This window comes from Methylophilus sp. (assembly GCF_008015755.1).
Lineage (GTDB): Bacteria > Pseudomonadota > Gammaproteobacteria > Burkholderiales > Methylophilaceae > Methylophilus.
Genome location: NZ_SSGF01000029.1, coordinates 21898 through 45638, shown reverse-complemented (window position 1 = coordinate 45638; position 23741 = coordinate 21898). Strand labels below are relative to the sequence as shown.

The window sequence follows — 23741 nt, the reverse complement described above, 5'->3', positions numbered from 1 at the left end:
GTCTTATATAAGTTATCTAACAAATCAGTTATAAAATCTGTATGTTTTGTAACAAATCTGGCAAAAAATGGACTGCAGGCTGCTGCATGAAGCAAATAGGCGGCTTCTGTAGACGCGACCTGCTTTTCTGTTAGAATTTGGGCAAGTTGTTGCATGAGTTTTTGCTCTTGTAATGAGTTGTGTGCTCGGAGAGTTTGTCAATCAGAACCAAAACAATAATACCTGAGGTTCGCTCACACTTTCATTTTTTGACATTGATTTTTGGGGGACGCTATGTCTATCGAATCTGTACTTCATGAACACCGCGTATTTGCGCCGGGCAAGGCTTTTTCCAGCCAGGCGGCCGTGGGCAGCATGGAGGAATACCAGCGTCTGCATGCAGAAGCATTGCAGGATTACGAAGGATTTTGGGCCAAACTGGCACGCGAGTTATTGATTTGGCACAAGCCATTCACAAAAACGCTCAATCAGGACAATGCGCCCTTCTATAAATGGTTTGAAGATGGCGAACTGAACGTCTCCGCCAATTGCTTGGACAAGCACCTGCAAACCATCCCGAATAAGACCGCCATTATTTTTGAAGCAGATAACGGCGATGTGAAAAATGTCACTTACAAAGCGCTGTATCACCAGGTGTGTCAGTTTGCCAATGGCTTGAAATCGCTTAACCTGGCCAAGGGTGACCGCGTCATTATTTACCTGCCGATGGGCATTGAAGCCATCGTTGCCATGCAAGCCTGTGCACGCTTGGGTATTATCCACTCCGTGGTATTTGGCGGCTTCTCAGCCAAAAGCCTGAATGAACGGATTATCGATGCAGGTGCGGTCGCTGTGATTACTTCTGACGGCCAATACCGTGGCGGCAAAACCCTGCCACTGAAACAAGCGGTCGACGAAGGTATTGCCATGGGCGGCTGTGACAGCATCCGTCATATGGTGGTGTTTAAAAAAACTGGCCAGGACGTGGCCTGGGATAGCAAATGTGTGTGGTGGCATGACCTGATTGCCGATCAAGCGGACACCTGTGAACCGGTGATGGTCGATGCTGAACACCCATTATTCTTACTCTACACCTCAGGCTCTACCGGCAAACCCAAGGGCGTGCAACATAGCTCAGCCGGTTACTTGCTGCATGCCATGAATACCATGCGCTGGACTTTTGACATCAAGCCAGAGGATATCTACTGGTGTACGGCCGATGTGGGCTGGATTACCGGCCACAGCTATGTGACCTACGGGCCACTCGCCATGGGCGCGACGCAAATCGTGTTTGAAGGCATTCCGACCTTCCCAAACGCAGGCCGCTTCTGGGAGATGATCCAGCGCCACAAAGTCAGCGTGTTTTACACCGCGCCGACAGCGATCCGCTCACTGATTAAAGCTGGTGAAACTGACTTCACTACCCATCCTAACCACTTTGATTTATCCAGCCTGCGTCTACTAGGCACCGTCGGTGAACCGATCAACCCGGAAGCCTGGATGTGGTACTACGAGCAAGTCGGCGGCAACCGCTGCCCGATTGTCGATACCTTCTGGCAAACCGAAACCGGTGGTCATGTCATCACCCCTTTACCAGGCGCGACGCCGCTGGTGCCAGGCTCCTGCACGCTGCCCTTCCCCGGCATTGATATCGACGTGGTCGATGAAACCGGTAAAGAGATTCCCTGGGGCAGCGGCGGCCTCTTGGTGATTAAAAAGCCATGGCCATCGATGATACGCACCATTTATAACGACCCTGAGCGTTATAAAACCAGCTATTTTCCAGCGGAATTGGGCGGCAATTTATACCTGGCTGGCGACGGCGCCGTGCGTGATGCCGACACAGGTAACTTCACCATTATGGGTCGTATCGACGACGTGTTGAACGTGTCTGGTCACCGCCTTGGCACCATGGAGATTGAGTCAGCATTGGTCGCTAACCATTTGGTGGCCGAATCTGCCGTCGTAGGCAAACCACACCCGATTAAAGGTGAGTCGGTCGTGGCTTATGTCGTACTCAAAGGCAAACGCCCAGAAGGCGAAGAAGCCAAGAAAATCGTCGCTGAGTTGCGCGAGTGGGTAGGCAAAGAAATCGGCCCAATTGCCAAACCTGACGAAATCCGTTTTGGCGACAACCTGCCAAAAACCCGCTCCGGCAAGATCATGCGCCGCTTGTTACGCAGCCTGGCCAAAGGCGAGGAAATCACGTCAGATATTTCGACGCTGGATAACCCCGCCATTCTCGAGCAATTAAAACAACCCGTTAATTAAGTCGAAAAATGCGGATAATCAAAGAAACCCTCTGCGTTTATCCGCGTCCGTCGGCAGTAAAAAATGTTTTTTAAAGACAGTCTATGGAAGGTTTAATTATTCTGATTGTTTTTGCCGCGATCGCTGTCTTTCTGATGCGAAAATAATCTGGGTTGGTCGGTCATGAGGTTCAATCTAAAATCTGAGTTAAAATAGCGCTTTTTCCCAAAGCGCTATTTTTTCATGTCCAGTTTGCAGCAAGAAGTCGAACGCCGCCGTACCTTTGCCATTATTTCGCACCCGGATGCGGGTAAAACCACACTCACAGAAAAACTATTGTGGTTTGGTGGCGCGATTCAGGTCGCCGGTGAAGTGCGTGGCCGTAAAGCCGCGCGCCATGCCACCTCGGACTGGATGGAGCTGGAAAAGCAACGCGGTATTTCAGTCACCTCCTCCGTCATGCAGTTTCCTTACCGCGAGCATATGGTCAACCTGCTAGACACACCGGGCCATGATGACTTCTCCGAAGATACCTATCGTACCTTAACAGCGGTGGACTCTGCCGTGATGGTGATTGACTCGGTAAATGGTGTAGAAGCGCAAACCATCAAGCTGCTGAATGTGTGCCGCATGCGTGACACACCGATTATCACCTTTATCAACAAGCTGGACCGCGAGAGCCGCGCACCGATTGAATTGCTGGATGAAATCGAAACCACCTTGGGCATGGAGTGTGCGCCCATGACCTGGCCAATCGGCATGGGTAAAACTTTCCGTGGCGTCTATAGCCTGATCAACGACTCCATCTTGTTTTTTGACCCGCGTGCTGAAAAAGGCACCTCAGAAACCATTCAAGGCCTAGATAATCCACGCCTGGATGAATTGATCGGCTATCAGGCGCAAGAGTTGCGCGTCGATATCGAACTGGTACGCGGCGCCTCCAACGAGTTCAACAAAGAGCGTTATTTAAGCGGCAAGCAAACGCCAGTGTTTTTTGGCTCAGCGGTCAATAACTTTGGTGTGCAGTCCCTGCTGGATGCGGTGGTCGATTTATCGCCACCGCCGCAAGCGCGCAACACCGCCACGCGCGCGGTCGCCGCGAACGAAGAGAAATTTGCGGGCTTTGTGTTTAAAATCCAGGCAAACATGGACCCCAAACATCGCGACCGTATTGCCTTTTTGCGCGTGTGCTCTGGCCGTTTTGAGCGTGGCATGAAAATCAAGCAAGTCGCTTCTGGCAAGATGCTCAACGTTAACAACGCTATCACCTTTATGGCGCAAGACCGTACCATCATGGACGAAGCTTACTCGGGTGACATTATCGGTATCCCTAACCACGGCACCATCAAGTTAGGCGACACGTTTACCGAGAACGAAGCGCTTAAATTCATTGGCATCCCGTCGTTTGCGCCAGAGTTTTTCCGTCGCGCACGCATTAAAAACCCAATGAAAATGAAGCAGTTACAAATCGGCCTCAAGCAGTTATCCGAAGAAGGCGCAGCACAGCTGTTCCGTCCGCTGTTATCCAACGACCTGATTCTGGGTGCTGTGGGTATGTTGCAGTTTGACGTGGTGGCACACCGCCTGGAGCATGAATACGGCGTCGATATGGTGTTTGAGCCCTACGACTGCTATACCGCGCGCTGGCTCAAGGGCAGTGACGCCGACCTGAAAGCAATTGCCGATAAATACGGCTTTAACGTTGGCCTCGATAGCGCAGATGATTACGTCTACCTGGCGCCTAACCGCGTGAACCTGCAAATGGCGCAAGAGCGTTATCCGGATATTGAGTTTAAAGAAACGCGGGAAATTGCCTAAGCTTAATTCGCGGTTAGACCATGTCAACGCCAGCGCAGCCTGATCGTCTGTCGGGTGCCATCAAGGCCTTATCATTCAAGCAACCGTTTGCCTGGCTGATCGCAAACGGCTACCTGCTGGTGGATGACCGCAGTTGGGGCACGCAATATCGCGGACCGGTGCTCATTCATGCCAGCAAAGGCCTGTATGAAGAGTATTACCAGTACATCAAACACCATACCGACATCCCTATCCCCGACAAAGACAAACTAGACTATGGCGGTGTGGTCGGGATTGCGAGGCTGGTGTTGTGCAGCAAGCCTGGCGAGTTGCCAGCAGGCATCAGCCGCGAACAACGCGCGCATTTTGGTGGCGTGCATCAAGAGTATTACGGCTTTTTATTTGCGCAAGCAACGCCATTACCCTTGATGCCTTGCGCTGGCAAGCTGGGGATTTTTGAGATTAATATCGACCAACTGCGGGCTGCGCCGCCAGCCGCACAAGCGGAACTGTTTTAAACCATGAAAAACGCCTGCCCCTGCTATAGCGGAAAACCCTATGGCGACTGCTGCCAGCCATTACATCACGGACTGGCCGCGCCCGATGCCGAACGCCTGATGCGCTCACGTTACAGCGCTTATGCACTGAAGTTGCCAGACTATATTTTGCAAACCTGGCAAGCTGATACGCGCCCCGCCACCCTGACGCAAGAGGACCTCAAGGGTATTAAATGGCTCAAGCTGCAAGTGCTGTCGCATACACAAGTCGATGCGGAGCACGCGTTAGTGAAATTTGTGGCGACTTTCCAGAGCGGCCAACAAAAGAAAGAGCAATTAACCGAGCACAGCCGCTTTAGCCGTGCAAGTGGGCAATGGCTGTATATCGACGGGCAGATTGACTAAATGGTCGGGCAATAAAAAAGGCAGCGAAATCGCTGCCTTTTTTATGAGTGCAAATTACATCCCCTGTTTCAGGCTTTCCATAATAAACGGATCCAAGTCGCCATCGAGCACGCCCTGCGTATTGCCGATCTCGACCCCCGTACGCAGGTCTTTGATACGGCCCTGGTCCAACACGTAACTACGGATCTGGTGACCCCAGCCAATATCGGTTTTGGCATCTTCCAGCGCCTGTTTTTCTTCGTTACGCTTACTCAGCTCGAGGTTATACAGCGCGCCTTTGAGCATATTCATCGCTTCTTCTTTGTTTCTATGCTGTGAGCGGTCGTTTTGGCATTGCACCACAACACCGGTCGGCAAGTGGGTAATCCGCACCGCAGAATCGGTCTTGTTAATATGCTGACCACCAGCGCCGCTGGCACGGTAGGTGTCAATACGCAAATCCGCCGGGTTGATTTCAATTTCAATCGAATCATCGACCTCGGGGAATATCTGCACGCTGGCGAAACTGGTGTGGCGTTTGGAGTTAGCATCAAACGGAGATTTACGTACCAAGCGATGCACGCCGCTCTCAGTACGCAAAGTACCAAACGCGTAATCACCACTCACCTTGAGTGACGCACCTTTAATACCGGCGATATCGCCCTCGGACTCTTCAAGCACTTCTACCGTAAAGCCTTTGCGCTCGACATAACGCAGATACATGCGCAGCAACATGCCTGCCCAGTCTTGTGCCTCGGTGCCACCACTGCCAGACTGAAACTCAATAAAGCAGTTGTTGGCGTCCATCGGCTGCGAAAACATGCGTTTAAATTCCATCTCGGCGATGATTTTTTCGACTTTTTGTACGTCATCACTGACGCTGAGCAGCGTATCGTCATCGCTTTCTTCGCGTGCCATGTCAAACAGCTCTTGGCTATCGGTCAGCGATTGCGCCACTGAGTCCAGGGTCATGACCACGGTTTCCAGCATGCGTTTTTCTTTGCCCAGCTTTTGCGCTTTTTCGGCGTCATCCCACACTTTGGGGTCTTCAAGCAGGCCGTTAACTTCGGCTAAACGTTGCTCTTTGTTTTCGTAGTCAAAGATACCCCCGAAGGGCAAGGTGACGCTGGGTTAAATCGCTCAAGGCATTGGCGATGGCATTTAGTTGTTCGGCTTCCATAGGATGGGTTTTAAATTGTGTAAAAAGCAGCATTATACCGCAGCTAAAACGGCGATTTTGCGCCATTAGCACGCTTGGCTTCGGTTTCAGATACAGATTTTTGTCACAAACACTGTCACAAAATAGTAAAATCCCTGTCACAAAACTTTGAAACCACTAGGGAGTACCCAATGGCGAATGCCACTTTTGGCCGCATCATGGCTGCAATCAGCCCCAGAAACGATAACTATTTTGTACTGTTTAACCGTTTGGCCGATTGTGCGGTGCGTGGTTCCAAAGTGTTAGCCTTGATGGCTGCAGAGGTTGACCAGGCCGGGTTCCAAAAACATTTTTCCGATATTCGCGACATTGAATCCGAGGCGGACGAGTACACCAAAGAAATCTTGCTGTCGCTACACAAAACCTTTATCACCCCGTTTGACCGCCGCGAAATCCGTGAACTGGCGATGGCGCTGGATGACATCATTGACTATATGGAAGCGATTCCGCAAAGCGTCGAGATTTACGGCAACAGCAAATTCACACCAGAAATGGTGGCGCTGGCACAAATCCTGTTGCGTGCAGCTGAAAAAGTGCAGGACGCAGTACACATGCTGTCTGACATGAAAAATGCCGAGCGTATTTTGCGCACCTGTGAAGAAATCAGCAAAATCGAAGGCGAAGCAGACCATATTATGCGCTCCGGCATGCACCGGCTATTTTCTGAAGACCACGATGCACGCACACTGATCCGCTCAAAACAATTGTATGACTTGTTTGAAGAAGCCGTCGACAGCTGTGAAGACGTGGCTGACGTCATCCATGGCGTTGTGCTTGAACGTATTTAAGACCGTTACCAGGAACTCAACATGGATCATGTGATTTTAGTCATGGCGGTGCTGGTCTTCGTCGCCCTGATCTTTGACTTTATGAACGGTTTTCACGATGCGGCCAACTCGATTGCGCTCATGGTGTCTACCCGTTTACTGACCCCGCAGGCCGCTGTGATCTGGGCGGCCTTTTTTAACTTTGTCGCATTTATGTTTTTTGGCCTGCACGTGGCTGATACGGTAGGCAAAGGCATTATTGACCCCAATATCGTCAATAACACGGTCATTTTTGGCGCGCTATTCGGCGCCATCGCCTGGAACGTCATCACCTGGTGGTTTGGTATCCCCTCCTCCTCCTCACACGCCTTGATCGGCGGTTTGATCGGTGCAGGCATGGCGCACTCAGGCACCAAAGGCGTGATTTTAGGCAGCAAGCTGATCAGCACTGGCATTGCGATTATCCTGTCGCCCCTGTTTGGCATGATACTGGCGCTGCTGCTGTCGATTGGCATTATGTGGGTGTTTCAAAAATCCTCGCCCTACAAAATAGAAAGCCGCTTTAACAAGCTGCAATTTATTTCATCCTCGCTGTTCAGCCTTGGCCACGGCGCCAACGATGCGCAAAAAACCATGGGCATCATCACGGTATTGCTATTTGCCAATGGTTATTTGCACGGTGACTTTCATGTACCGTTTTGGGTAGTGATCGCCTGCCAGCTAGCGATGGGCTTAGGCACACTGTTTGGCGGCTGGCGCATTGTGCGCACCATGGGCATGGGCATTACCAAAATTCGCCCAACGGGTGGCTTTGCGGCACAAACCTCGGGCTCGATTGCCTTATTTCTGGCGACCAGCCTGGGGATTCCGGTCTCGACCACGCACACTATTACCGGCGCGATTGTCGGTGTCGGCCTATCCCGTCGCATGACCGCCGTTCGCTGGGGCCTCGCCTCACGAATTGTGTGGGCTTGGGTGCTGACCATTCCCTGCGCCGCGATCATGGCGGCGATTGCTTACCATATTGGTGAAAGCTTGCTGTAAGCTAAAAAGGCAATAAAAAGGGCGCAGACTGCGCCTTTTTTATTTTTTGTCACATTTCTGTCATATAAAATTCTTATGATTTCGTGCATCACAACAGACAACACCAATCACAGGAGTGTATAGATGAAAACCCGTTTGTTCCGCAATACTTTAATGGCCGGTCTGATCGTTCAGGCATTTAGCTTCGCTCACTCAGCAGCGGCTGCGGACAAAATCATCAAGATTGATGGTTCTAGCACGGTTTACCCGATTACCGAGGCCGTGGCTGAAGAATTCCAACGCGCTAAAGGCGTGAAGGTCACTGTCGGCGAATCCGGCACTGGCGGCGGCTTCAAGAAATTCTGCCGTGGCGAAACCGATATTTCAGATGCTTCCCGCCCGATTTCACAAAAAGAAATCGATGCGTGTAAAGAAGGTGGCGTGCAGTTTATTGAACTGCCGATTGCTTACGATGCCTTGACGGTGGTCGTGAACGCTAAAAATGACTGGGTGAAACAAATCACCGTCGCTGAACTGAAAAAAATCTGGGAGCCAGGCTCTAAAGTGAAAAGCTGGAAAGAAGTCAACGCGACTTACCCAGATAAATCAATCAACCTGTATGGCCCTGGCACTGCTTCTGGTACCTTCGACTACTTCACTGAAGCTGTAAATGGCAAAGCCAAAGCCAGTCGTACTGACTACACCCCGTCTGAAGATGACAACGTGCTGGTGCAAGGCGTAGCCGGTAACAACGGCGGGATGGCTTACTTCGGCCTGGCTTACTACCTGGAAAACACCGACAAACTGAAAGCCGTACCAGTGGTGGCTAAAGAAGGCGGCAAACCAGTATTGCCCTCTGAAGCGACCGTGATGGATGGGACTTATCAGCCGCTGTCACGCCCATTGTTCATTTACGTAAACGCGACTTCAGCCGCGTTCAAGCCAGAGATTAAAGCGTTTGTGAATTACTACCTGGAAAACGCGCCAGACCTGGTCAAAGAAGTCAAATACGTGCCACTGCCTAAAGCAGATTACAGCGCCGTAAAAGAACACTTCAAGGCAATGAAACCAGGCACTGGCTTCAACGGCACCTCAGAAGTCGGCGTTAAGATTACTGACTTGTTATCCCGTATCAAGTAAATATAAAAAGGGGCTGCAACGCCCCTTTTTTCTTGATAACCCGGCCTGAACAGTGGTTTATCCGCTAAAATTCTCTCTTGGCAGATCAATACTCTTGATCATCACTCAAAGCTCAATACTATGGCGACTCAAGCAATGCAACTACCTGCACAACTGACCATCAGCCCCAGACTGGCGAAAAATATCCGCCGCAATGTCAAAGAACGGATTATTGAACTGATCCTCATGATGGCAGCCTTGGTTGCGGTCGCCACCACATTTGCCATTGTTGGTGTGTTGTTATACGAATCTCTCAGCTTTTTCAAAACGGTTTCTGTAATCGACTTTTTTACCGATACGCAATGGACCCCGTTATTCGAAGATGCGCATTACGGCATTATGCCGCTGGTTTCCGGCACCTTGACCACCTCAGCTATCGCACTGGCGGTTGCCGTGCCCATCGGCACTATTTCTGCCATTTTCCTGTCTGAATTTGCTTCACACAAAACGCGTGAAATCGTCAAACCTATCCTCGAACTGCTAGTCGGTGTGCCTACCGTTGTATTTGGCTACTTCGCGCTATTTTTTGTGACACCTTTACTGCAAAGTATTTACCCTTCGCTGCCAAGCTTCAATATGCTCGGTGCCGGGATTGTCATGGGCGTCATGATTATTCCGTATATTGCCTCCATGTCTGAGGATGCCATGCGCGCCGTGCCTATGAGCATGCGTGAAGGCTCTTATGCCATGGGCGCGACACGCTTCCAGACAGCGATTAAAGTGGTCACCCCGGCAGCGATTTCGGGCATTGTGGCTGCCTACATTCTGGCTGTCTCACGTGCAGTGGGCGAAACCATGGTGGTGGCGATTGCCGCGGGTCAGCAACCTAACCTGACCTTTAACCCACTGGATAGCGCAGCGACCATCACCGCTTACATCGTACAAGTAGCCATGGGTGACTTGCCACACGGCAGCATTGGTTACCAAAGTATTTTTGCCGCAGGCCTGGTATTGATGGCGATGACATTGTCATTCAATATTTTTGGTCACTGGGTACGCAAGAAATACCGCGAAAGCTACTAATAAATAGTCTTATTACTGACACATAATCACCATACACTGCCAGTAGCCAGACTACTGGCCAATGCGGAAACCACACACCATGGAACATAAAGCTTCTGTCCTCGAAAATCTGGCCGACGTACGCGCCATGATTAAACGCCACAAGCGTAATGATGCACTCTTTGCCACCCTGGGCCTGATTTGCCTGATGCTGGGTTTGATGACGCTGATGCTGTTGTTCTGGCAACTGATTGCCGATGGTCATCCTAAATTCAACCTGGATTTCCTGACGGAGTTTCCATCCCGCCGGGCGGGCCGTGCTGGCCTGTTGTCTGCGTGGGTGGGCTCATTATTGGTAATGTCGGTCACCTTTTTGACTGCCGTGCCAGTAGGTGTTGCCGCTGGGTTATACCTGGAAGAATATGCGCCAAAAAACTGGTTTACTGACCTGATTGAAATCAACGTGTCTAACCTGGCTGGCGTGCCTTCCATCATTTACGGTTTGCTGGCATTGGGCTTGTTTGTCTACATGCTGGACTTCGGCCAGAGCATCCTCACTGCGGGTTTAACCTTAGGCCTGCTGATTCTGCCGATTGTGATTGTCTCCACCCGTGAAGCCATTCGCGCCATCCCAGTCTCTATCCGCGAAGCCGCCTATGGCGTCGGTGCCACCAAATGGCAAGTCGTTTACGACCACGTATTCAAATACTCTTACGGCGGCATCCTCACCGGTATTATTATCGGCATGGCGCGCGCCTTGGGTGAAACTGCGCCGATTATTACGATTGGTGCGCTGACCTTTATCGCCTTCTTGCCACCAAGCCCGATCACCACCGAGCCACCCTTCCTTAACTTTGAATGGTTGTCTTCAGGCTTTACCGTGATGCCGATTCAAATGTTTAACTGGTTGTCGCGCCCTGACCATGCGTTTCACGTCAATGCGGCCGCCACTGGTGCACTGATTATCGTTGTCACACTGTTAATGAACGGTGCAGCCATCTGGTTGCGCTACAAAATCCGTAAAAATATTAAATGGTAATGCCACACAAGATTTAGGAAACTCCATGGCCACTGTCACTACTGCAATAAAAGCCGAAGCACGCGATTTAAACTTTTTTTATAGCAACGGCGCCCGCGCACTCAAAGGCATCTCCATGCCTTTGTATGAAAACAAAATCACGGCGCTGATTGGCCCTTCCGGTTGCGGAAAATCCACCTTCCTGCGCTGTTTTAACCGTATGCACGATTTGTATCCTGGCAATAAATATCAGGGCGAGATCGTCATGCACCCAGACAATACCAATGTGCTGGATAGCGGCGTAGACCCGATTGAAGTGCGTATGCGTATCAGCATGGTATTTCAGAAACCGAACCCGTTTCCAAAATCCATCTACGAAAACGTGGCCTATGGTCTGCGTGTGCGCGGCGAAAACAACAAACGCATCATGGATGACAAGGTAGAAGAAGCGCTTAAAGGCGCGGCCTTGTGGAACGAAGTGAAAGACCGTTTGCACGACCTGGCCTTTAACCTCTCTGGCGGCCAGCAACAACGTTTGTGTATCGCCCGTGCCTTGGCCACCGACCCGGAAATCATGCTGTTTGACGAGCCAACCTCTGCGCTAGACCCGATCGCCACCGCTAACATCGAAGAGCTGATGGTAGAACTGCGAAGCAAGCTGACGATCCTGGTGGTCACGCACAACATGCAACAGGCGGCACGTGTGTCTGACTACACCGCCTATATGTATCTTGGCGAGCTGATCGAGTACGATGATACAGACAAAATTTTCACCAACCCAGGCCGTAAAGAAACCGAAGACTACATTACCGGCAAGTTTGGTTAATGCCTGTCTGAATAAAAAAACGCCACATGATGTGGCGTTTTTTATGCGTCTTGTTACGGTTAATCCATCATACTCGGGCTCCAGAAAGCCTGATGAATATAGCTTGCAGCCAATAGCCGTTGCGTCACGGCATCCAGCTCATCACTATTAATGGCTGCGGCTAATAACTCCACCTCAATCTCTACGCAGTCATTGCCAAAGGCATGCATCTGTAAATGCTTGGTTGGGTATTGCGCATCCGCCAGCATGCTTTCCAGCAAGGCCAGCGCCTCTTTCTGATGCTGCCGTAACGCAATCACATAAATGGTGGTGGTCGACTCTACACGCAAAGTATCAATCGGCTTGCGGTTAATCTGATTCACCACGGGCCGTAACAGCGTATTGGTTGCCAACACAAACAAGGTGCCTAACACCGCCTCTAATAACAAATCCGCGCCCGCACACGCGCCCACTGCCGCCGAGCCCCACAACGTTGCCGCCGTGTTGAGCCCGCGCACATTACCTTCTTCACGCATAATGACACCAGCGCCTAAAAAACCAATGCCCGAGACCACGTAAGCCACCACGTGCACAGCCCCCTCATTGCCGGTCAGGCGATTGGCCATATCGACAAAAATAGCGGCGCCGACGGCGACCAACACATTGGTACGCAAGCCCGCCGTGCGCTGCCGATACTGGCGTTCAAACCCAATCACGGCACCGCAGACAAACGCCGTCGTCAGGCTGAGCAATGAATCGGCCAAAGAGATCAGGTTAATATTTTGAATGGCCTGCAATGTCATGACGATCCTTAAAAAGCGATTGTGTGTATTTGAGCTTTAAGCAACCAGGCAGCATTGTAAAGCAAGCCGTCTGACATGACACTGACACAGACGATCTCGGCAAACTTGTTAAAATGAAAGTTACCTAATCAATAAAAGCTTAGGTAGACTGCGCATTTACCAACCAACAATCAAGGAGAGAACAATGACGGCGTTTTTAATTGCAGATGTTTTAGTCAAAGATGATCAGTGGGTGCCTGAATATGCAAAGCATGTGCACCTGATCGCTGCAAAACATGGTGGCAAATATTTGAGCCGTAGTGGCAATATAGACGTGCTTGAGGGTAAACCACTAGAAAATACTTTGATTGCGTTGATTCAGTTTCCGAACAAAGAATCTGCATTGGCGTTTGCGAATGATCCTGAGTATGCACCCTATGCCAAAGCTAGACAGGATGGCACTGAAAGCCGTTTTCAGTTGATTGATGATACTGATGTTGCAGGAAGCATCCCTTACCTTCCCAAATAAAGGCTCAGGGACACCTGCGAGAGAATCCAGTGGTGCAATCGCTTAAATCATCGAGTGTATTGCACCAGCTTACATCGCATTAAAACAAAGGGCAGCATCCAAAAGCATTTCACTCAGCAGCGCATGGCCTCAAGCAACTGCAGAGGCCGCCATGGGCATATGCGCCAACATCAGGCGCTCATAGCACTCAAGCAACTTGTTTGCCTGCGCATCGCTAGACCACACCTGCTCGACATACCGTTTGCCTTGTTTACCGACACGCTCACGTAATTGATGGTCTATGAGCAAGGTTTGTACTTGCTCGGCAAAGTGCAATTCATCATCCTTGGCAATCAAGGCGCCCTGCTCCTGACGCAAGATAGAAGCAGTGCCCAACTCGGCAATCGCCACCACTGGCGTAGACTGTGCCATGGCTTCCAGCAATACCAGTCCCTGTGTTTCGCTCTTGGAGGCAAATACAAAAATGTCTGCCGACTGATAGGCGGCGTTCAAACCAATCACTCTATCAAGATAGCCCAAGAACATCACGTGTGACTGCAAGCCTTTATCACGCGCCATTTTTTTTAGCATGGCCTCGGCTGGGCCTTCACCTGTAATCACCAACAACACTTCTGGGTGGTCCTGAATCACCAGTGACAGCATTTCTAGCAAAAATTGTATATTTTTCTCATAGGCAACACGGCCCACAAACAGCAACAACGGGCGTTGTGCCGGAATGCCATATTTCTCTCTAAACGCGGCACCGTCGCCAGGCACAAAACGCGAAGCATCCAGCCCGGTCGGAATCACGCTGATTGGTGTCGTCACGCCATATTGCTGCAAGACCTCGCGCATCTGTGCCGAAGGCGAGACCACGGTATCGACCTGCTGACACTGCTTGCGCGACACGCTTTGTGCAATACGCACCGCCCATTTGCGTGGCACCCACGGCAAGTAGTGATGCATGTAATCCTCAAAAAAGGTGTGGTAGGTTTCGACCACGGGCACTTGCAGTTTTTTGGCAATTTTGAGCCCGGCATAGTGCGCAATAAAAGGCGTGTGGATATGCACCAGGTCATAATCCCCAGGATGCAGGGTGTTGGCATACGCCATCAAGGCCGACCATTTCATTAAATAGTCTTCTGGGTCAAACACGATTTTGCGTGCGTCTATGCGGGTAATCCAGCGCTCGTCTGCGGAGGCGGGCTGGCCTGGATACTGCGGTGCAATCAGATGGACGACATGGCCCTGCTCGCGCAAACTTTCAGCAAAGGTCCGTATGCTGGTAGATACGCCATTCACGCGCGGGAAATACACATCTGAAATCATCAATATTTTCATGCAGGATTCCGAGTTAACAAATTTCACACAGCTTAACAAGCAATCGTGATGCTTTTATGACGAAAATCGCTTTCATATCAACGTCATACAGCATTCATCCAACTGTCATCTAGCAAGCGCAAAGTGCGCCCATGTTGATCCGCACCCTACTCATCAGTTTGTTACTGTTACTGGCGCTACCCAGTGAGGCACATGCCTGGGGCTTGTATTCGCACGTTGCTTATACCCACCAGTGGCTGCAAGCGTTGCCGTTGCTCCCACTGCCCTGGCTGGGCGTGATGCGGCGCTACCCAACGTTGGTGATGGCCGGTGCCTGCCTGCCAGACCTGGCCGTGGTATCGCGCACCTTTAACCATAGCCATGGTTGGGGCATGGGCCAGCAATTGCTGCATACCAAAAACGAACGGCAACTGGCGCTGGGCATCGGCTATAACGTCCACTTGCTGACGGATGTGGTCGCCCACCAGCACTTTGTGCCGACCTTTGAAGCCAAATGGCAGCACCACAGTGTGCTCACGCATGCCGCCGCCGAATGGGCGATGGATGCCTATCTGCATACGCCAGGCTTGCCCTCACCCGGCAAATTACTGCGCATACACCGCAAAACCATCGTCGACACACTGACACCCGCCTGGCAATGTGACGCTGACATCGTTAATAAAGCCGTGTCTCGCCTGGCCAGTGCCGACCAGGCCTTACGCCTGTCGCGTATCCCGCAATATCTGCTGCACCGCTACCGCAGGCTGGATAACGAGTTTGAACACAAACTGGGCTATTATCGCGGCCAAGTCAGCCTGGCCTTACACGATCTGCCGCAATTGCTTAACGGCACCTTCCCGTCGCTACACGCCGAGCATATCAACCTAGGCATGGAGCAACTCGATGACTGGCGCCAAAAGTGCTTGCAGGATGCGCGCTTGCGACCCACGCGGGCGATACAAGCATTTGAGCACTATCAGCCTCAATGGTTTAACCAGCCAGACTGCTAACTCATCGGCCGGACTTGAATCTACTGGGATTGCCGCCATCTAAGAGGCATATATCCTAACAAGCCTCCGAACCCAACCTGCATGCCACCACTCCGTTTTCTGATTGTGACCACCACGTTGGTGGGTCTTTTACACTACTACATTGGCGCACGCCTGCTGGGTGATTTACCGTGGCCTAATGTGGTCGTCTGGCTGGGCTGGGCAGGGTTGATCGCCTCTGCGTTATTACAACCGGTGGCCTTTCTGGCCCGCGGATTCAGCAACCAATCCTTACGCGATGGTGTCAGTTGGGTGGCCATGACGGTGATGGGGCTGTTCTCATCCCTGCTGGTATTCACGGTGCTACGCGATGTGCTGTTACTGACGATGGCAGGCTTGCATGCCATGCATCTACTCCAAATAGACTTCACGGCGCTGGAAAAACAATCGGCGTTTTTGGTGGTGACGGCCGCTTTGTTGATCAGCATCATTGGCTTTTTTAATGCACGCAAACTGGCGCGCGTGGTCAACGTCACCGTGCCATTGCGCGACTTACCAGAGAGTTTGCATGGCTTTAAGATTGTGCAGATCAGCGATATTCATGTTGGCCCCACCATCAAGCAAGGCTATCTCTCGCGCATCGTACAACAAGTGAATTCTTTAGAGGCCGACCTGATTGCCATTACCGGCGACCTGGTCGACGGCCGTGTGCATGAACTGGCCGAACATACGCGGCCATTAGCCACGCTGGAGGCGCGTCATGGCAGTTTTTTTGTGACGGGGAATCATGAGTATTACTCAGGCGCACTGGCCTGGATTCATGAGCTGGAGCGCCTCGGCGTTCGCGTATTGCTGAATGAACACGTACAGCTCACGCACGAAGGCGCCACACTGGTGCTGGCTGGCGTTACAGACTACACCGCAGGCAGTTTTTATGACGACCATCACAGCGACCCACAAGCGGCCATTGCTGGTGCGCCTGCCGATGCGCCTAAAATATTGCTGGCGCACCAGCCACGCAGCGCAGAAGCGGCTGAAGCCGCAGGCTTTGACTTGCAGCTGTCTGGCCATACCCACGGTGGCCAATTTTGGCCGTGGAAATACTTTGTGCCGCTACAACAACCTTATGTCGCTGGCCTGCATCGGCTGCAGGACTTATGGATTTATGTCAGCCGCGGCACCGGGTATTGGGGCCCGCCGAACCGCTTTGGCTCGCCCTCTGAAATCACCTGCCTGACGCTGGTCGCAGCCAACGATTAACAACGAAAGAGACACTTAGGCCGCTGCGGCCCGACGCCGGTAACGTATATCCGGCACATAAGTGGCCAATAACACCCCTAACGCCAGCAACAAATAGATCGTGCGTAACGGGTAATCAGTGACAAAGCTGGCGGTGGCGGGTTTGGCTGCCAGCGCATGGTAAAAGGCTTCGTTATCAGCACCTTTCAAATAACTGCCTTTAAACTCCTCGGCCAGCGATTTCAGGTAATCCTCCTCCAGTTGCGACAGCATGCGGTCATATTCGGCATAAGCCACAGGCGGATCCGGTTCATCCTGGCTGGCATCCGCATACGTCACGCCCACTGCACCCGCGTTATTATTGTCACTCACCGGCCAATCGCCCACTTTTTTGTTGGCTGAGTTATAGCGTGGAATCGCTACTTTTTGCGTGCCGCCAACCCCAATAAAGGTAAAAAACTCGCCTATCTGCACCCCACTCAAATCTTGCTTGATGGTCACATTCACGCGCGGCGCTTCATCGCCATCAGTGAAAAACAGCATTTGCGCCGGTTGGTTGAGTGCGTCATAAACATGGGTCGCCGCATGCACGGCAAAACTGAGGCGGCTATTGCCTTTCCAGGCCATGCGCCACTCCAGATGATCAATGCCATCGCTGATCACATCCAGGTTTTTGCACACTTCCAGCGGTGTTTGCAGCATGGCAATATTGTCCGAGGCAAAAATCCCCAGGCTAAAATACGTGCCGCAAGGCGCTTTATGCACCAGTTGCTTCATTAAATGCTGGCTATAAGCCAGGCGACTCACGGCTTGTTGCTGCAGTGTTTCATCCTCAGCATTCATGCTTTGCGAAATATCCGCAATCAGCAGATAGTGCTGCACGTGTTGCCTGAGCTGGATTTCTGGCTTAAGCAAGGCCAGCAGTACCAGCAGCAGGGCAAGCCCATACAACACCGGCTCATAATATTGTTTTAACCAAGTGAGCCACTTCATTATGGCAATCCTATCGGCAGGTTACTGAGTTCCATGTGCGACTGCTCTTTGCTGGCGCCCTGCATGCCGCGTGCCATCACCGAGTGCAACAAAGCCAGGTTGAACTTGGCCGCTTTGTCATCCGGCTGCAACCGTAACGACTGCTCATAGGCAATTTTGGCCTGGGTGAAGGCGTAACGGGCTTCGTCTTGAAACGAGCCATCTTCGTTCACCGTGCGCACCAGGCCAGACGAAAACAGGTTATTGCCAATATTAAAATGAATATGCGGCAACTCGCTGGCGGGCGGCGACAATTCCAGCGCCTGGCCATAGCTTTGCACCGCGTGCTTGTAATCGCCATGCAAGCCTTGATCATAGGCGGCCGTGAACTTCTGCAAGGCCGGTGAACCGCCCTGCTTGATCACCACCCCGCCTTGAATCTGCTGATTAAGCGCACGCAACTGATAAAGTTGCCAGCCAAAATACACTACGCCAAGCAAGCCCAGCGTGGTCACCACTGCCCATAACGCATTGGCATTTTTTCGATAGATAGTCATTAATACACCTTTATCTGTTTAATCAACACCAGGCCCAAGCCCAGTATGAAAGCGATCACCATCAAGTCTTTGGCATAATCATGGCCCGGAATCATGACGCCGTACTGAATCACATTCTTCTCTTTGGCATCAATTTCACGTAATGCAGACTCGAGCGCAGTGGCGTTATCCGCCTCAAACGCCTTGTATTTCACATTCAATGACTGAAAAAAACGATCCAGCGCAATCGCCTCTGGCAAATGGTCGTCATCGAAAACATTGTCGGTAAAAATACTGATGTCATCCGGCTCGCGCAGCACAATCCAGTACAAGTTAAGTTTTTTGCCCACCAGCTGCTTGCGAATCTGGTATTTGACGCGTGGGCTCAATTTACCAGCGCCATCTGATAACAATACAATCGCGCGTGAACCAGTGCTGGCAATATTTTCAAACAAGGTCACGGCATTGGTGATGCCCGCGCCAATATTGGTCTGGTTAAGCGCAGGCCCAGTCGCCGCCTGAATCGCGGCATGAATACCGTCGCGATTGGTGGTGATTTTCATGCCATACAAAGCCGAGTTGGTGAAACCGACCACGCCCATCATGTCGTCTGGCCGCGAGTCAATAAACGCTGTAATCAAACGTCTGGCGGCGGCGGATTTGATTTCTGCGGCATGACCACCGGTGGCCTGTCCGGCAAACGGGTGATCCATGCTCACGCTGCGGTCAATCACGAACACACTTTGCGCGCCCTTGCCGATTTTTTGCTCCTGGTGGCTATCGCCTTGCGGCCCGGCCAAAGCCAGCACCAGGCATAGCAATAACAGGCTAGTGGCCGCTTTAACCAATAAGTTGATACGCTCAGAAAACGCATCCACTGGCACCATCTCCAGCCAGGAGTAGGCTTGCGCATGCCGGCTTTTGAGCAGGAACGGTACCGCCGCGACTGGTAACAGCAGCAAGAACCAGGGGTGTAAGCAATGCATCACACTCTCCGTTCACAAGCACGCAACTCACGCGCCAAGGCTTTGCATTGCTGCAAGTACTCGGTCGCGGCTGGTAATTGCCCACCATACAAAAGGGCATTCGCCTGGGCAAAAAACGCTTGTATCTGTGACTCTAACGATTGAAATACTGGCTGTTGCTGCACAAATGCATGCACCTCGCTACCCAGCAATTGCTGGCCATAATGCTGATTAAAGGCATGCTGCATCATTAACGCAGCCTGCTTTTGCCCGTCTGCCGTGGCAGGCAGGCGCTTCAGGCGACGATATGCATGGGCAAAATGGCCATTCATCATCGGCAACCAGGTCCAGTCGGCGTTGCGATACAACAGGATGAGCCCGCCGAGCACGGCCAGCAACGCACTTAAACCAAGCCCAAGCTGTGTGGTTTGAGTCTCGACCAAGCTGGGCCGATATTGCGTAATCAGCGTTGGTTTGGCCGGATGCAAGCGGTCTGGCAATTGTGACATCAGCCAAAAGCGCCAGGCAGGTAACTCAACTGTTGCGCCGCTATTAAAGCTCACGCGCTCCGCCGGTAACTGCAACTGCACTGGCTGGCCGCTATTGGCAAACACCTGGTATTCAAACTGTAGTGTATAAATTTTCTTACCATCTTTGACCGCACTACTCACCGCTAACTGGCGTAACTCGATGCCATGACGTTGCAGGCCTTTTAACGGCAAGTTGCTGTCATTGAGCTGGTCTTGCGCCGCCACCGCGACTTGCAGGCTGCGTTGCAACACATCGCCCATTTGTATGCCAGCATAATGTGCCGGATTACGCACGTTAAGAACCTGCGCAGCCGCTGGCGATGTTGCCGCGACTGGTGTCTCGGCCCCTGCCGGCATGGCCACCAGGCCGACCACCAGCCATGCTAGGAATATCTGTTTCATCACGATACTTTCTGTTTCATGCTCATGCCTTCAACACCAGGTCTTCAACACCTTGTGATCGACACCATGGCACTCTAATGAATAAGTTGCTCAAAATAATCCGACAGCAACGCGGCTTCAAATTGCCCGGCCACGTAGAGTGGACGGATATCAAAGCGCGCAAACAGCTGATCCAGCGCCTGTTTGCGCTGCTCAAACTGCTCGGCAAACTGGGCGCGGATGGCCTGGCGGAAAAAAATGGTTTTTTGCAGACCGGTTTCCGGATCTTGCAGATTGCCAAACCCAAACCGCGGCAAGCGCTCATACTCTTGCGGATCCCATAACACGATGGGAATCACCTGATGATTGGACATACCGTTGAGTGCCTGCTCAATCAGGCTCAATGGCAGATGAAAATCCGAAATCCAGAATACCAGCCCTTTTTGCTGGCCTAGCCAGCCAGTCGCCTCGATAATGCCGCGGCCATCTTTGTGCGTATTGTGAAACTCGGCCAGCTGAGCAATGGTGTCAAATGACTGGTGCGCATGATGCCCGGGCGACTGGCTCAAGTGCGGAATCACCGCGTGGTCATAGCTCACCATGCCGAACAAGTCGCTGTTTTCATGTGCCGAGCACGCAATAGACGCGGCCACCGCTTGCAAGGTCTCCAGTTTGCTGGTCTGCCCCTGAAACTGCATGGAACTGGACACATCACAAATCGCGTACAGCGGGCTGGAGGCCTCTTGCTTAAACACGCGCACCTGCACCTGCTCATAAGGGTCGCGCAAGGTTTGCCGCAAGTCCACGCGCCTGGCATCCGGGTAGTCGACCAATGACACATGCTTGCTGAACTCATCGCCTGGCCCACGCTGCATGCCTAAATGCTCACCGGCATGCACACTGGCTGAGCGCCACGGCACCTGATAAAAAAACGGCTGTGCGTAGGCCGGAATCATGCTGCCTTGGCCCGTGCCGGGACGCTGACGCTGGCCAGAATCTGATTCGTCAGCTCACGAGAAAGCTGGGTACGGCGGCTTTCAAACATCGGGTTTAGCACCAGGCGGTGGGCGATAATCTCGTGGAACACGGCATGAATATCCTCAGGATACAGGCTGTCGCGCTGCATCAGCCAGGCATGTACACGTGCCGCCTTGAGTAACATGCCCATGCCACGCGGGCTCGCGCCGGTATGAATCAGGCGATTCACATCGACGCTATCCAACTGGATACCAAACGCCGCTGGTGATTGTGTGGCTTGCCACAAGTCCAGCGCATAATCCTCCAGCACATCACTGGCGCGAATATGGCTTTGTAATACATCCGAGAACGCATTGAGCTGGTCGTAAGCCAATACGCCGCCCTGCACTTGCTGGGTCAAGCGTTCGGCGTGTTGAAATTTCACGTCAAACATCAACGCTTTGCGCAATTCACGGTCTTCAGGAATCTCAATCGGGATTTCCATCATAAAGCGGTCGCGGGCGGCGGATGGAATTTCAAAGGTTTCGTTTTTTTCAACCTGGTTACGGTCGGCAAACACCAGCATGTGCGGCAAGCGGTATTCTTTTTTAAACGCATTGACATGGCGCTCGGCCATCACACGCAACATTAGCGCATGCACTTGCGGGCGGGCACGGTTGATCTCATTAAAGAAAAATACCGAGAGTTGCTCGCCTGCGCGCAATAACGGGCCCTCTTCGACTTTCGGGCGACCATCTTCCCCTAAAAAAGTATGGTAAATCAGGTCGTTAGGCATTAAATCCACCGTGCCTTCAATACGCTCATAGGCACCACCGAGGCCGCGCGCAATCGATTGCAGCAACGTTGTTTTACCGACGCCGACACCGCCTTCGAGCAGCACATGGCCACGCGCAAAAATAGCGATATTAATGGCGCGAATGGCTTTATCCTGGCCAACAACGACTTTTTTTACTTCATTTTCTAGCGTGAGCGCATGATCGCGCCAATCCGCCAATTGTGTTGCAATGGAGACAGATGTCATGGGTATCCCTTGTTAACAAATTCAGCCAGGGCTATGATGCCTAAGTAGCCTCTGGAATGGAGTGTTCTGACATCTGGTTGCAATTTGCGTTTAGTCACGCTAATATGCAGACAGGTCTGTTCACTTTTTTCTAGTCTACTGCAGCCATTGAAAAGAAAGCAAGCGGATTTTTAGGGGTGATGGTGAATTTATTAACAATCGTGAATCAGACCAGACAGCGATACGGGCGCACATGCAAGGCCTATGCCATGCATAGCTTGTGGACGCTTGGATTAAAGCAATGGGGCAAGCATGCACCCTTTTATAAGCTGCGTCATGAACTGGCAGGGTGGAACAGGCAACGTCTTGCACAAGGCGGCGCAACCAACGTGCTCAATGTCCAAGACATTGCCACCATTCGCCAGTTGATAGACAACGCACAGCAACAATCGGTGGTGACATTGTCCCCCACCCTGCTCGACCAATGGTTTTTTCTCGCGGTGGGCGCGATACAGGTGCAATCGCAAACCGGCAGCAGCCAGGCCTGGCAGTTATTTGACCAGTCTGTGCACAGCCAATTGACGCAGCCAGCGTTTCATCGCTCACTGTCGTTTGGCGTCCTCGTGAGTTTATGCGTGGTTTGGATGGCGTTCGCGCCAGTCAAACAAAAACAGATACAAGCAGCTTTGTCACCGCTGGAAACTGCAGCAGATCAGGCCACAGGCGGCACGGTGGATCCAGTCACAATGAGCTTGCTCAATCTGGCCTACCAAAAAATGCAAAATGGCAGCTGCCAATTGCCGCAAGCCGCCATGCTGCCAGAAAGACAACGACAAGCGTTTATCTTGTTTGTGACAGAAGGTAGGGTCGATGCTGACCAGGTAGAACACTTGCGGCAAGCACTGGGATACGTCAGTTGCCTGTATCCGCAAGAACTGATGCGGCCGCAAGGGCGTGATCGTTTACCAAGAGAATAAACGCGAAAGCGCAAGCGAAAGATCGGGAACCCTGCAAGTCGGGATTAAAAGGATAAGTGATGAACATGCGAGAAAAAATACTGAATATCGCCAGCAGCCTGTTTGATAGCAGAGGCATACAGGCTTCGGGCGTTGACACCATCATACTGGAAGCAGGCGTGGCCAAAGCCACGCTGTATAAACACTTCCCCAGCAAAAACCAGCTGATTACGGCCTATCTGCGTGATAAGTCAGACAAATTTTATGCTTGGCTCAATACGCAGCTTGCATCGAAAAAAACCGAGTCGCTTGAGTTATTGTTATTGCTATGCGAACTAATGGAACAATGGATCAGCCAGCCAGAGTTCCGCGGCCTGCCTTTCCATATTGCGGCGGTTGAATTCCCGGAAGCTGAGCATCCTATCAACCAGTACTCCGTGGTCTTGTCGGCTGAATTGCAAGGCTATTTATGCAAAATTGCCCGCCACGCCGGTGCCAAAGACCCAGAGGCTCTTGGTCAGCAGCTCACCATTTTGTTTGAAGGGGCAGCTTTAGTTGAACGCCTGGCCCCTAACAGCGGCGCAGCCACACGCGCCAAACTGGCGGCCATCACGCTGGTGCGTAACGCGGTGTAATCTCCCCGGCTGCTACCCGTGTCTAGGTAG

The 23741-nt window shown here is 51.9% G+C and carries 24 protein-coding genes; 15 read left to right on the top strand and 9 right to left on the bottom strand.

Annotated features, from left to right (window positions below):
- Positions 1 to 273 precede the first annotated feature (273 nt).
- The 4 genes from acs to E6Q52_RS10970 all read left to right on the top strand — a co-directional run bounded on the left by acs (position 274) and on the right by E6Q52_RS10970 (position 4928).
- The gene (gene acs, locus E6Q52_RS10985; protein WP_292821962.1) at positions 274 to 2250 is read left to right on the top strand and encodes an acetate--CoA ligase; all 1977 of its coding nucleotides are present in this window, start codon (positions 274 to 276) and stop codon (positions 2248 to 2250) included.
- A 222-nt stretch (positions 2251 to 2472) separates the two neighbouring features.
- Positions 2473 to 4047, top strand: a complete 1575-nt coding sequence (locus E6Q52_RS10980) for a peptide chain release factor 3 (RefSeq protein ID WP_292821960.1) — start codon at positions 2473 to 2475, stop codon at positions 4045 to 4047.
- Between the two features lie 20 nt (positions 4048 to 4067).
- A complete protein-coding gene (locus E6Q52_RS10975; RefSeq protein WP_292821958.1) occupies positions 4068 to 4544 on the top strand; it encodes a hypothetical protein in 477 nt (158 codons plus the stop codon).
- A 3-nt stretch (positions 4545 to 4547) separates the two neighbouring features.
- Positions 4548 to 4928, top strand: a complete 381-nt coding sequence (locus E6Q52_RS10970) for a YchJ family metal-binding protein (protein ID WP_292821956.1) — start codon at positions 4548 to 4550, stop codon at positions 4926 to 4928.
- Between the two features lie 54 nt (positions 4929 to 4982).
- Here E6Q52_RS10970 and prfB read toward each other — a convergent pair.
- Positions 4983 to 6087 (bottom strand): peptide chain release factor 2 gene (gene prfB, locus E6Q52_RS10965; RefSeq protein WP_292821966.1). Its coding sequence is split into 2 segments (ribosomal slippage): positions 4983 to 6005 and positions 6007 to 6087, totalling 1104 coding nucleotides; the frame shifts between segments, so codons are not numbered across the junction.
- 170 nt (positions 6088 to 6257) lie between these two features.
- Here prfB and E6Q52_RS10960 point away from each other — a divergent pair.
- The 6 genes from E6Q52_RS10960 to pstB all read left to right on the top strand — a co-directional run bounded on the left by E6Q52_RS10960 (position 6258) and on the right by pstB (position 11941).
- Complete coding sequence (locus E6Q52_RS10960; RefSeq protein WP_292821954.1) at positions 6258 to 6914, top strand: DUF47 domain-containing protein; 657 nt, start codon at positions 6258 to 6260, stop codon at positions 6912 to 6914.
- Between the two features lie 21 nt (positions 6915 to 6935).
- The gene (locus E6Q52_RS10955; RefSeq protein ID WP_292821952.1) at positions 6936 to 7937 is read left to right on the top strand and encodes an inorganic phosphate transporter; all 1002 of its coding nucleotides are present in this window, start codon (positions 6936 to 6938) and stop codon (positions 7935 to 7937) included.
- A 123-nt stretch (positions 7938 to 8060) separates the two neighbouring features.
- Positions 8061 to 9056: a PstS family phosphate ABC transporter substrate-binding protein gene (locus E6Q52_RS10950; RefSeq protein ID WP_292821951.1), complete on the top strand. Its 996-nt coding sequence runs from the start codon at positions 8061 to 8063 to the stop codon at positions 9054 to 9056.
- Positions 9057 to 9191: 135 nt separating this feature from the next.
- The gene (pstC, locus tag E6Q52_RS10945) at positions 9192 to 10118 is read left to right on the top strand and encodes a phosphate ABC transporter permease subunit PstC (protein ID WP_292821964.1); all 927 of its coding nucleotides are present in this window, start codon (positions 9192 to 9194) and stop codon (positions 10116 to 10118) included.
- 79 nt (positions 10119 to 10197) lie between these two features.
- Positions 10198 to 11136 carry a phosphate ABC transporter permease PstA gene (gene pstA, locus E6Q52_RS10940; protein WP_292821949.1) on the top strand — a complete coding sequence of 313 codons (939 nt, stop codon included), beginning with the start codon at positions 10198 to 10200 and terminating at the stop codon, positions 11134 to 11136.
- Positions 11137 to 11161: 25 nt separating this feature from the next.
- Positions 11162 to 11941, top strand: coding sequence for a phosphate ABC transporter ATP-binding protein PstB (pstB, locus tag E6Q52_RS10935; RefSeq protein WP_019881850.1), 780 nt, complete (start codon positions 11162 to 11164; stop codon positions 11939 to 11941).
- A 59-nt stretch (positions 11942 to 12000) separates the two neighbouring features.
- Here pstB and E6Q52_RS10930 read toward each other — a convergent pair whose 3' ends face one another.
- Positions 12001 to 12723, bottom strand: a complete 723-nt coding sequence (locus E6Q52_RS10930) for an MgtC/SapB family protein (RefSeq protein WP_292821947.1) — start codon at positions 12721 to 12723, stop codon at positions 12001 to 12003.
- 184 nt (positions 12724 to 12907) lie between these two features.
- Between E6Q52_RS10930 and E6Q52_RS10925 the strand changes: the two genes are divergently transcribed.
- A complete protein-coding gene (locus tag E6Q52_RS10925) occupies positions 12908 to 13231 on the top strand; it encodes a DUF1330 domain-containing protein (RefSeq protein WP_292821945.1) in 324 nt (107 codons plus the stop codon).
- A 129-nt stretch (positions 13232 to 13360) separates the two neighbouring features.
- On the opposite strand, the gene E6Q52_RS10920 is transcribed toward E6Q52_RS10925, so the two are convergent.
- Positions 13361 to 14551, bottom strand: coding sequence for a glycosyltransferase (locus E6Q52_RS10920; protein ID WP_292821943.1), 1191 nt, complete (start codon positions 14549 to 14551; stop codon positions 13361 to 13363).
- A gap of 131 nt (positions 14552 to 14682) precedes the next feature.
- Between E6Q52_RS10920 and E6Q52_RS10915 the strand changes: the two genes are divergently transcribed.
- Positions 14683 to 15540, top strand: coding sequence for a zinc dependent phospholipase C family protein (locus E6Q52_RS10915; protein WP_292821941.1), 858 nt, complete (start codon positions 14683 to 14685; stop codon positions 15538 to 15540).
- A gap of 81 nt (positions 15541 to 15621) precedes the next feature.
- On the top strand, positions 15622 to 16779 hold the full coding sequence (locus E6Q52_RS10910; RefSeq protein ID WP_292821939.1) for a metallophosphoesterase: 1158 nt from the start codon (positions 15622 to 15624) through the stop codon (positions 16777 to 16779).
- Positions 16780 to 16794: 15 nt separating this feature from the next.
- Here the strand turns inward: E6Q52_RS10910 and E6Q52_RS10905 are convergent, their stop codons facing one another.
- The 6 genes from E6Q52_RS10905 to E6Q52_RS10880 all read right to left on the bottom strand — a co-directional run bounded on the left by E6Q52_RS10905 (position 16795) and on the right by E6Q52_RS10880 (position 22141).
- Complete coding sequence (locus E6Q52_RS10905) at positions 16795 to 17751, bottom strand: vWA domain-containing protein (RefSeq protein WP_292821937.1); 957 nt, start codon at positions 17749 to 17751, stop codon at positions 16795 to 16797.
- Positions 17751 to 18287 (bottom strand): hypothetical protein, encoded by a 537-nt coding sequence (locus E6Q52_RS10900; protein WP_292821935.1) that lies wholly within the window; start codon positions 18285 to 18287, stop codon positions 17751 to 17753. The genes E6Q52_RS10905 and E6Q52_RS10900 overlap by 1 nt, the downstream gene beginning before the upstream one ends.
- On the bottom strand, positions 18287 to 19252 hold the full coding sequence (locus E6Q52_RS10895; protein ID WP_292821933.1) for a vWA domain-containing protein: 966 nt from the start codon (positions 19250 to 19252) through the stop codon (positions 18287 to 18289). The genes E6Q52_RS10900 and E6Q52_RS10895 overlap by 1 nt, the downstream gene beginning before the upstream one ends.
- On the bottom strand, positions 19252 to 20163 hold the full coding sequence (locus E6Q52_RS10890; protein WP_292821931.1) for a hypothetical protein: 912 nt from the start codon (positions 20161 to 20163) through the stop codon (positions 19252 to 19254). The genes E6Q52_RS10895 and E6Q52_RS10890 overlap by 1 nt, the downstream gene beginning before the upstream one ends.
- A 74-nt stretch (positions 20164 to 20237) precedes the next feature.
- Positions 20238 to 21098, bottom strand: a complete 861-nt coding sequence (locus E6Q52_RS10885; RefSeq protein ID WP_292821929.1) for a DUF58 domain-containing protein — start codon at positions 21096 to 21098, stop codon at positions 20238 to 20240.
- Positions 21095 to 22141 (bottom strand): MoxR family ATPase, encoded by a 1047-nt coding sequence (locus E6Q52_RS10880; RefSeq protein ID WP_292821927.1) that lies wholly within the window; start codon positions 22139 to 22141, stop codon positions 21095 to 21097. The genes E6Q52_RS10885 and E6Q52_RS10880 overlap by 4 nt, the downstream gene beginning before the upstream one ends.
- A 248-nt stretch (positions 22142 to 22389) precedes the next feature.
- Between E6Q52_RS10880 and E6Q52_RS10875 the strand changes: the two genes are divergently transcribed.
- Together E6Q52_RS10875 and E6Q52_RS10870 are read left to right on the top strand one after the other, a co-directional pair.
- Positions 22390 to 23097, top strand: a complete 708-nt coding sequence (locus E6Q52_RS10875; RefSeq protein ID WP_292821926.1) for a hypothetical protein — start codon at positions 22390 to 22392, stop codon at positions 23095 to 23097.
- A 59-nt stretch (positions 23098 to 23156) separates the two neighbouring features.
- A complete protein-coding gene (locus E6Q52_RS10870; protein ID WP_292821924.1) occupies positions 23157 to 23711 on the top strand; it encodes a TetR/AcrR family transcriptional regulator in 555 nt (184 codons plus the stop codon).
- Positions 23712 to 23741: the final 30 nt, after the last annotated feature.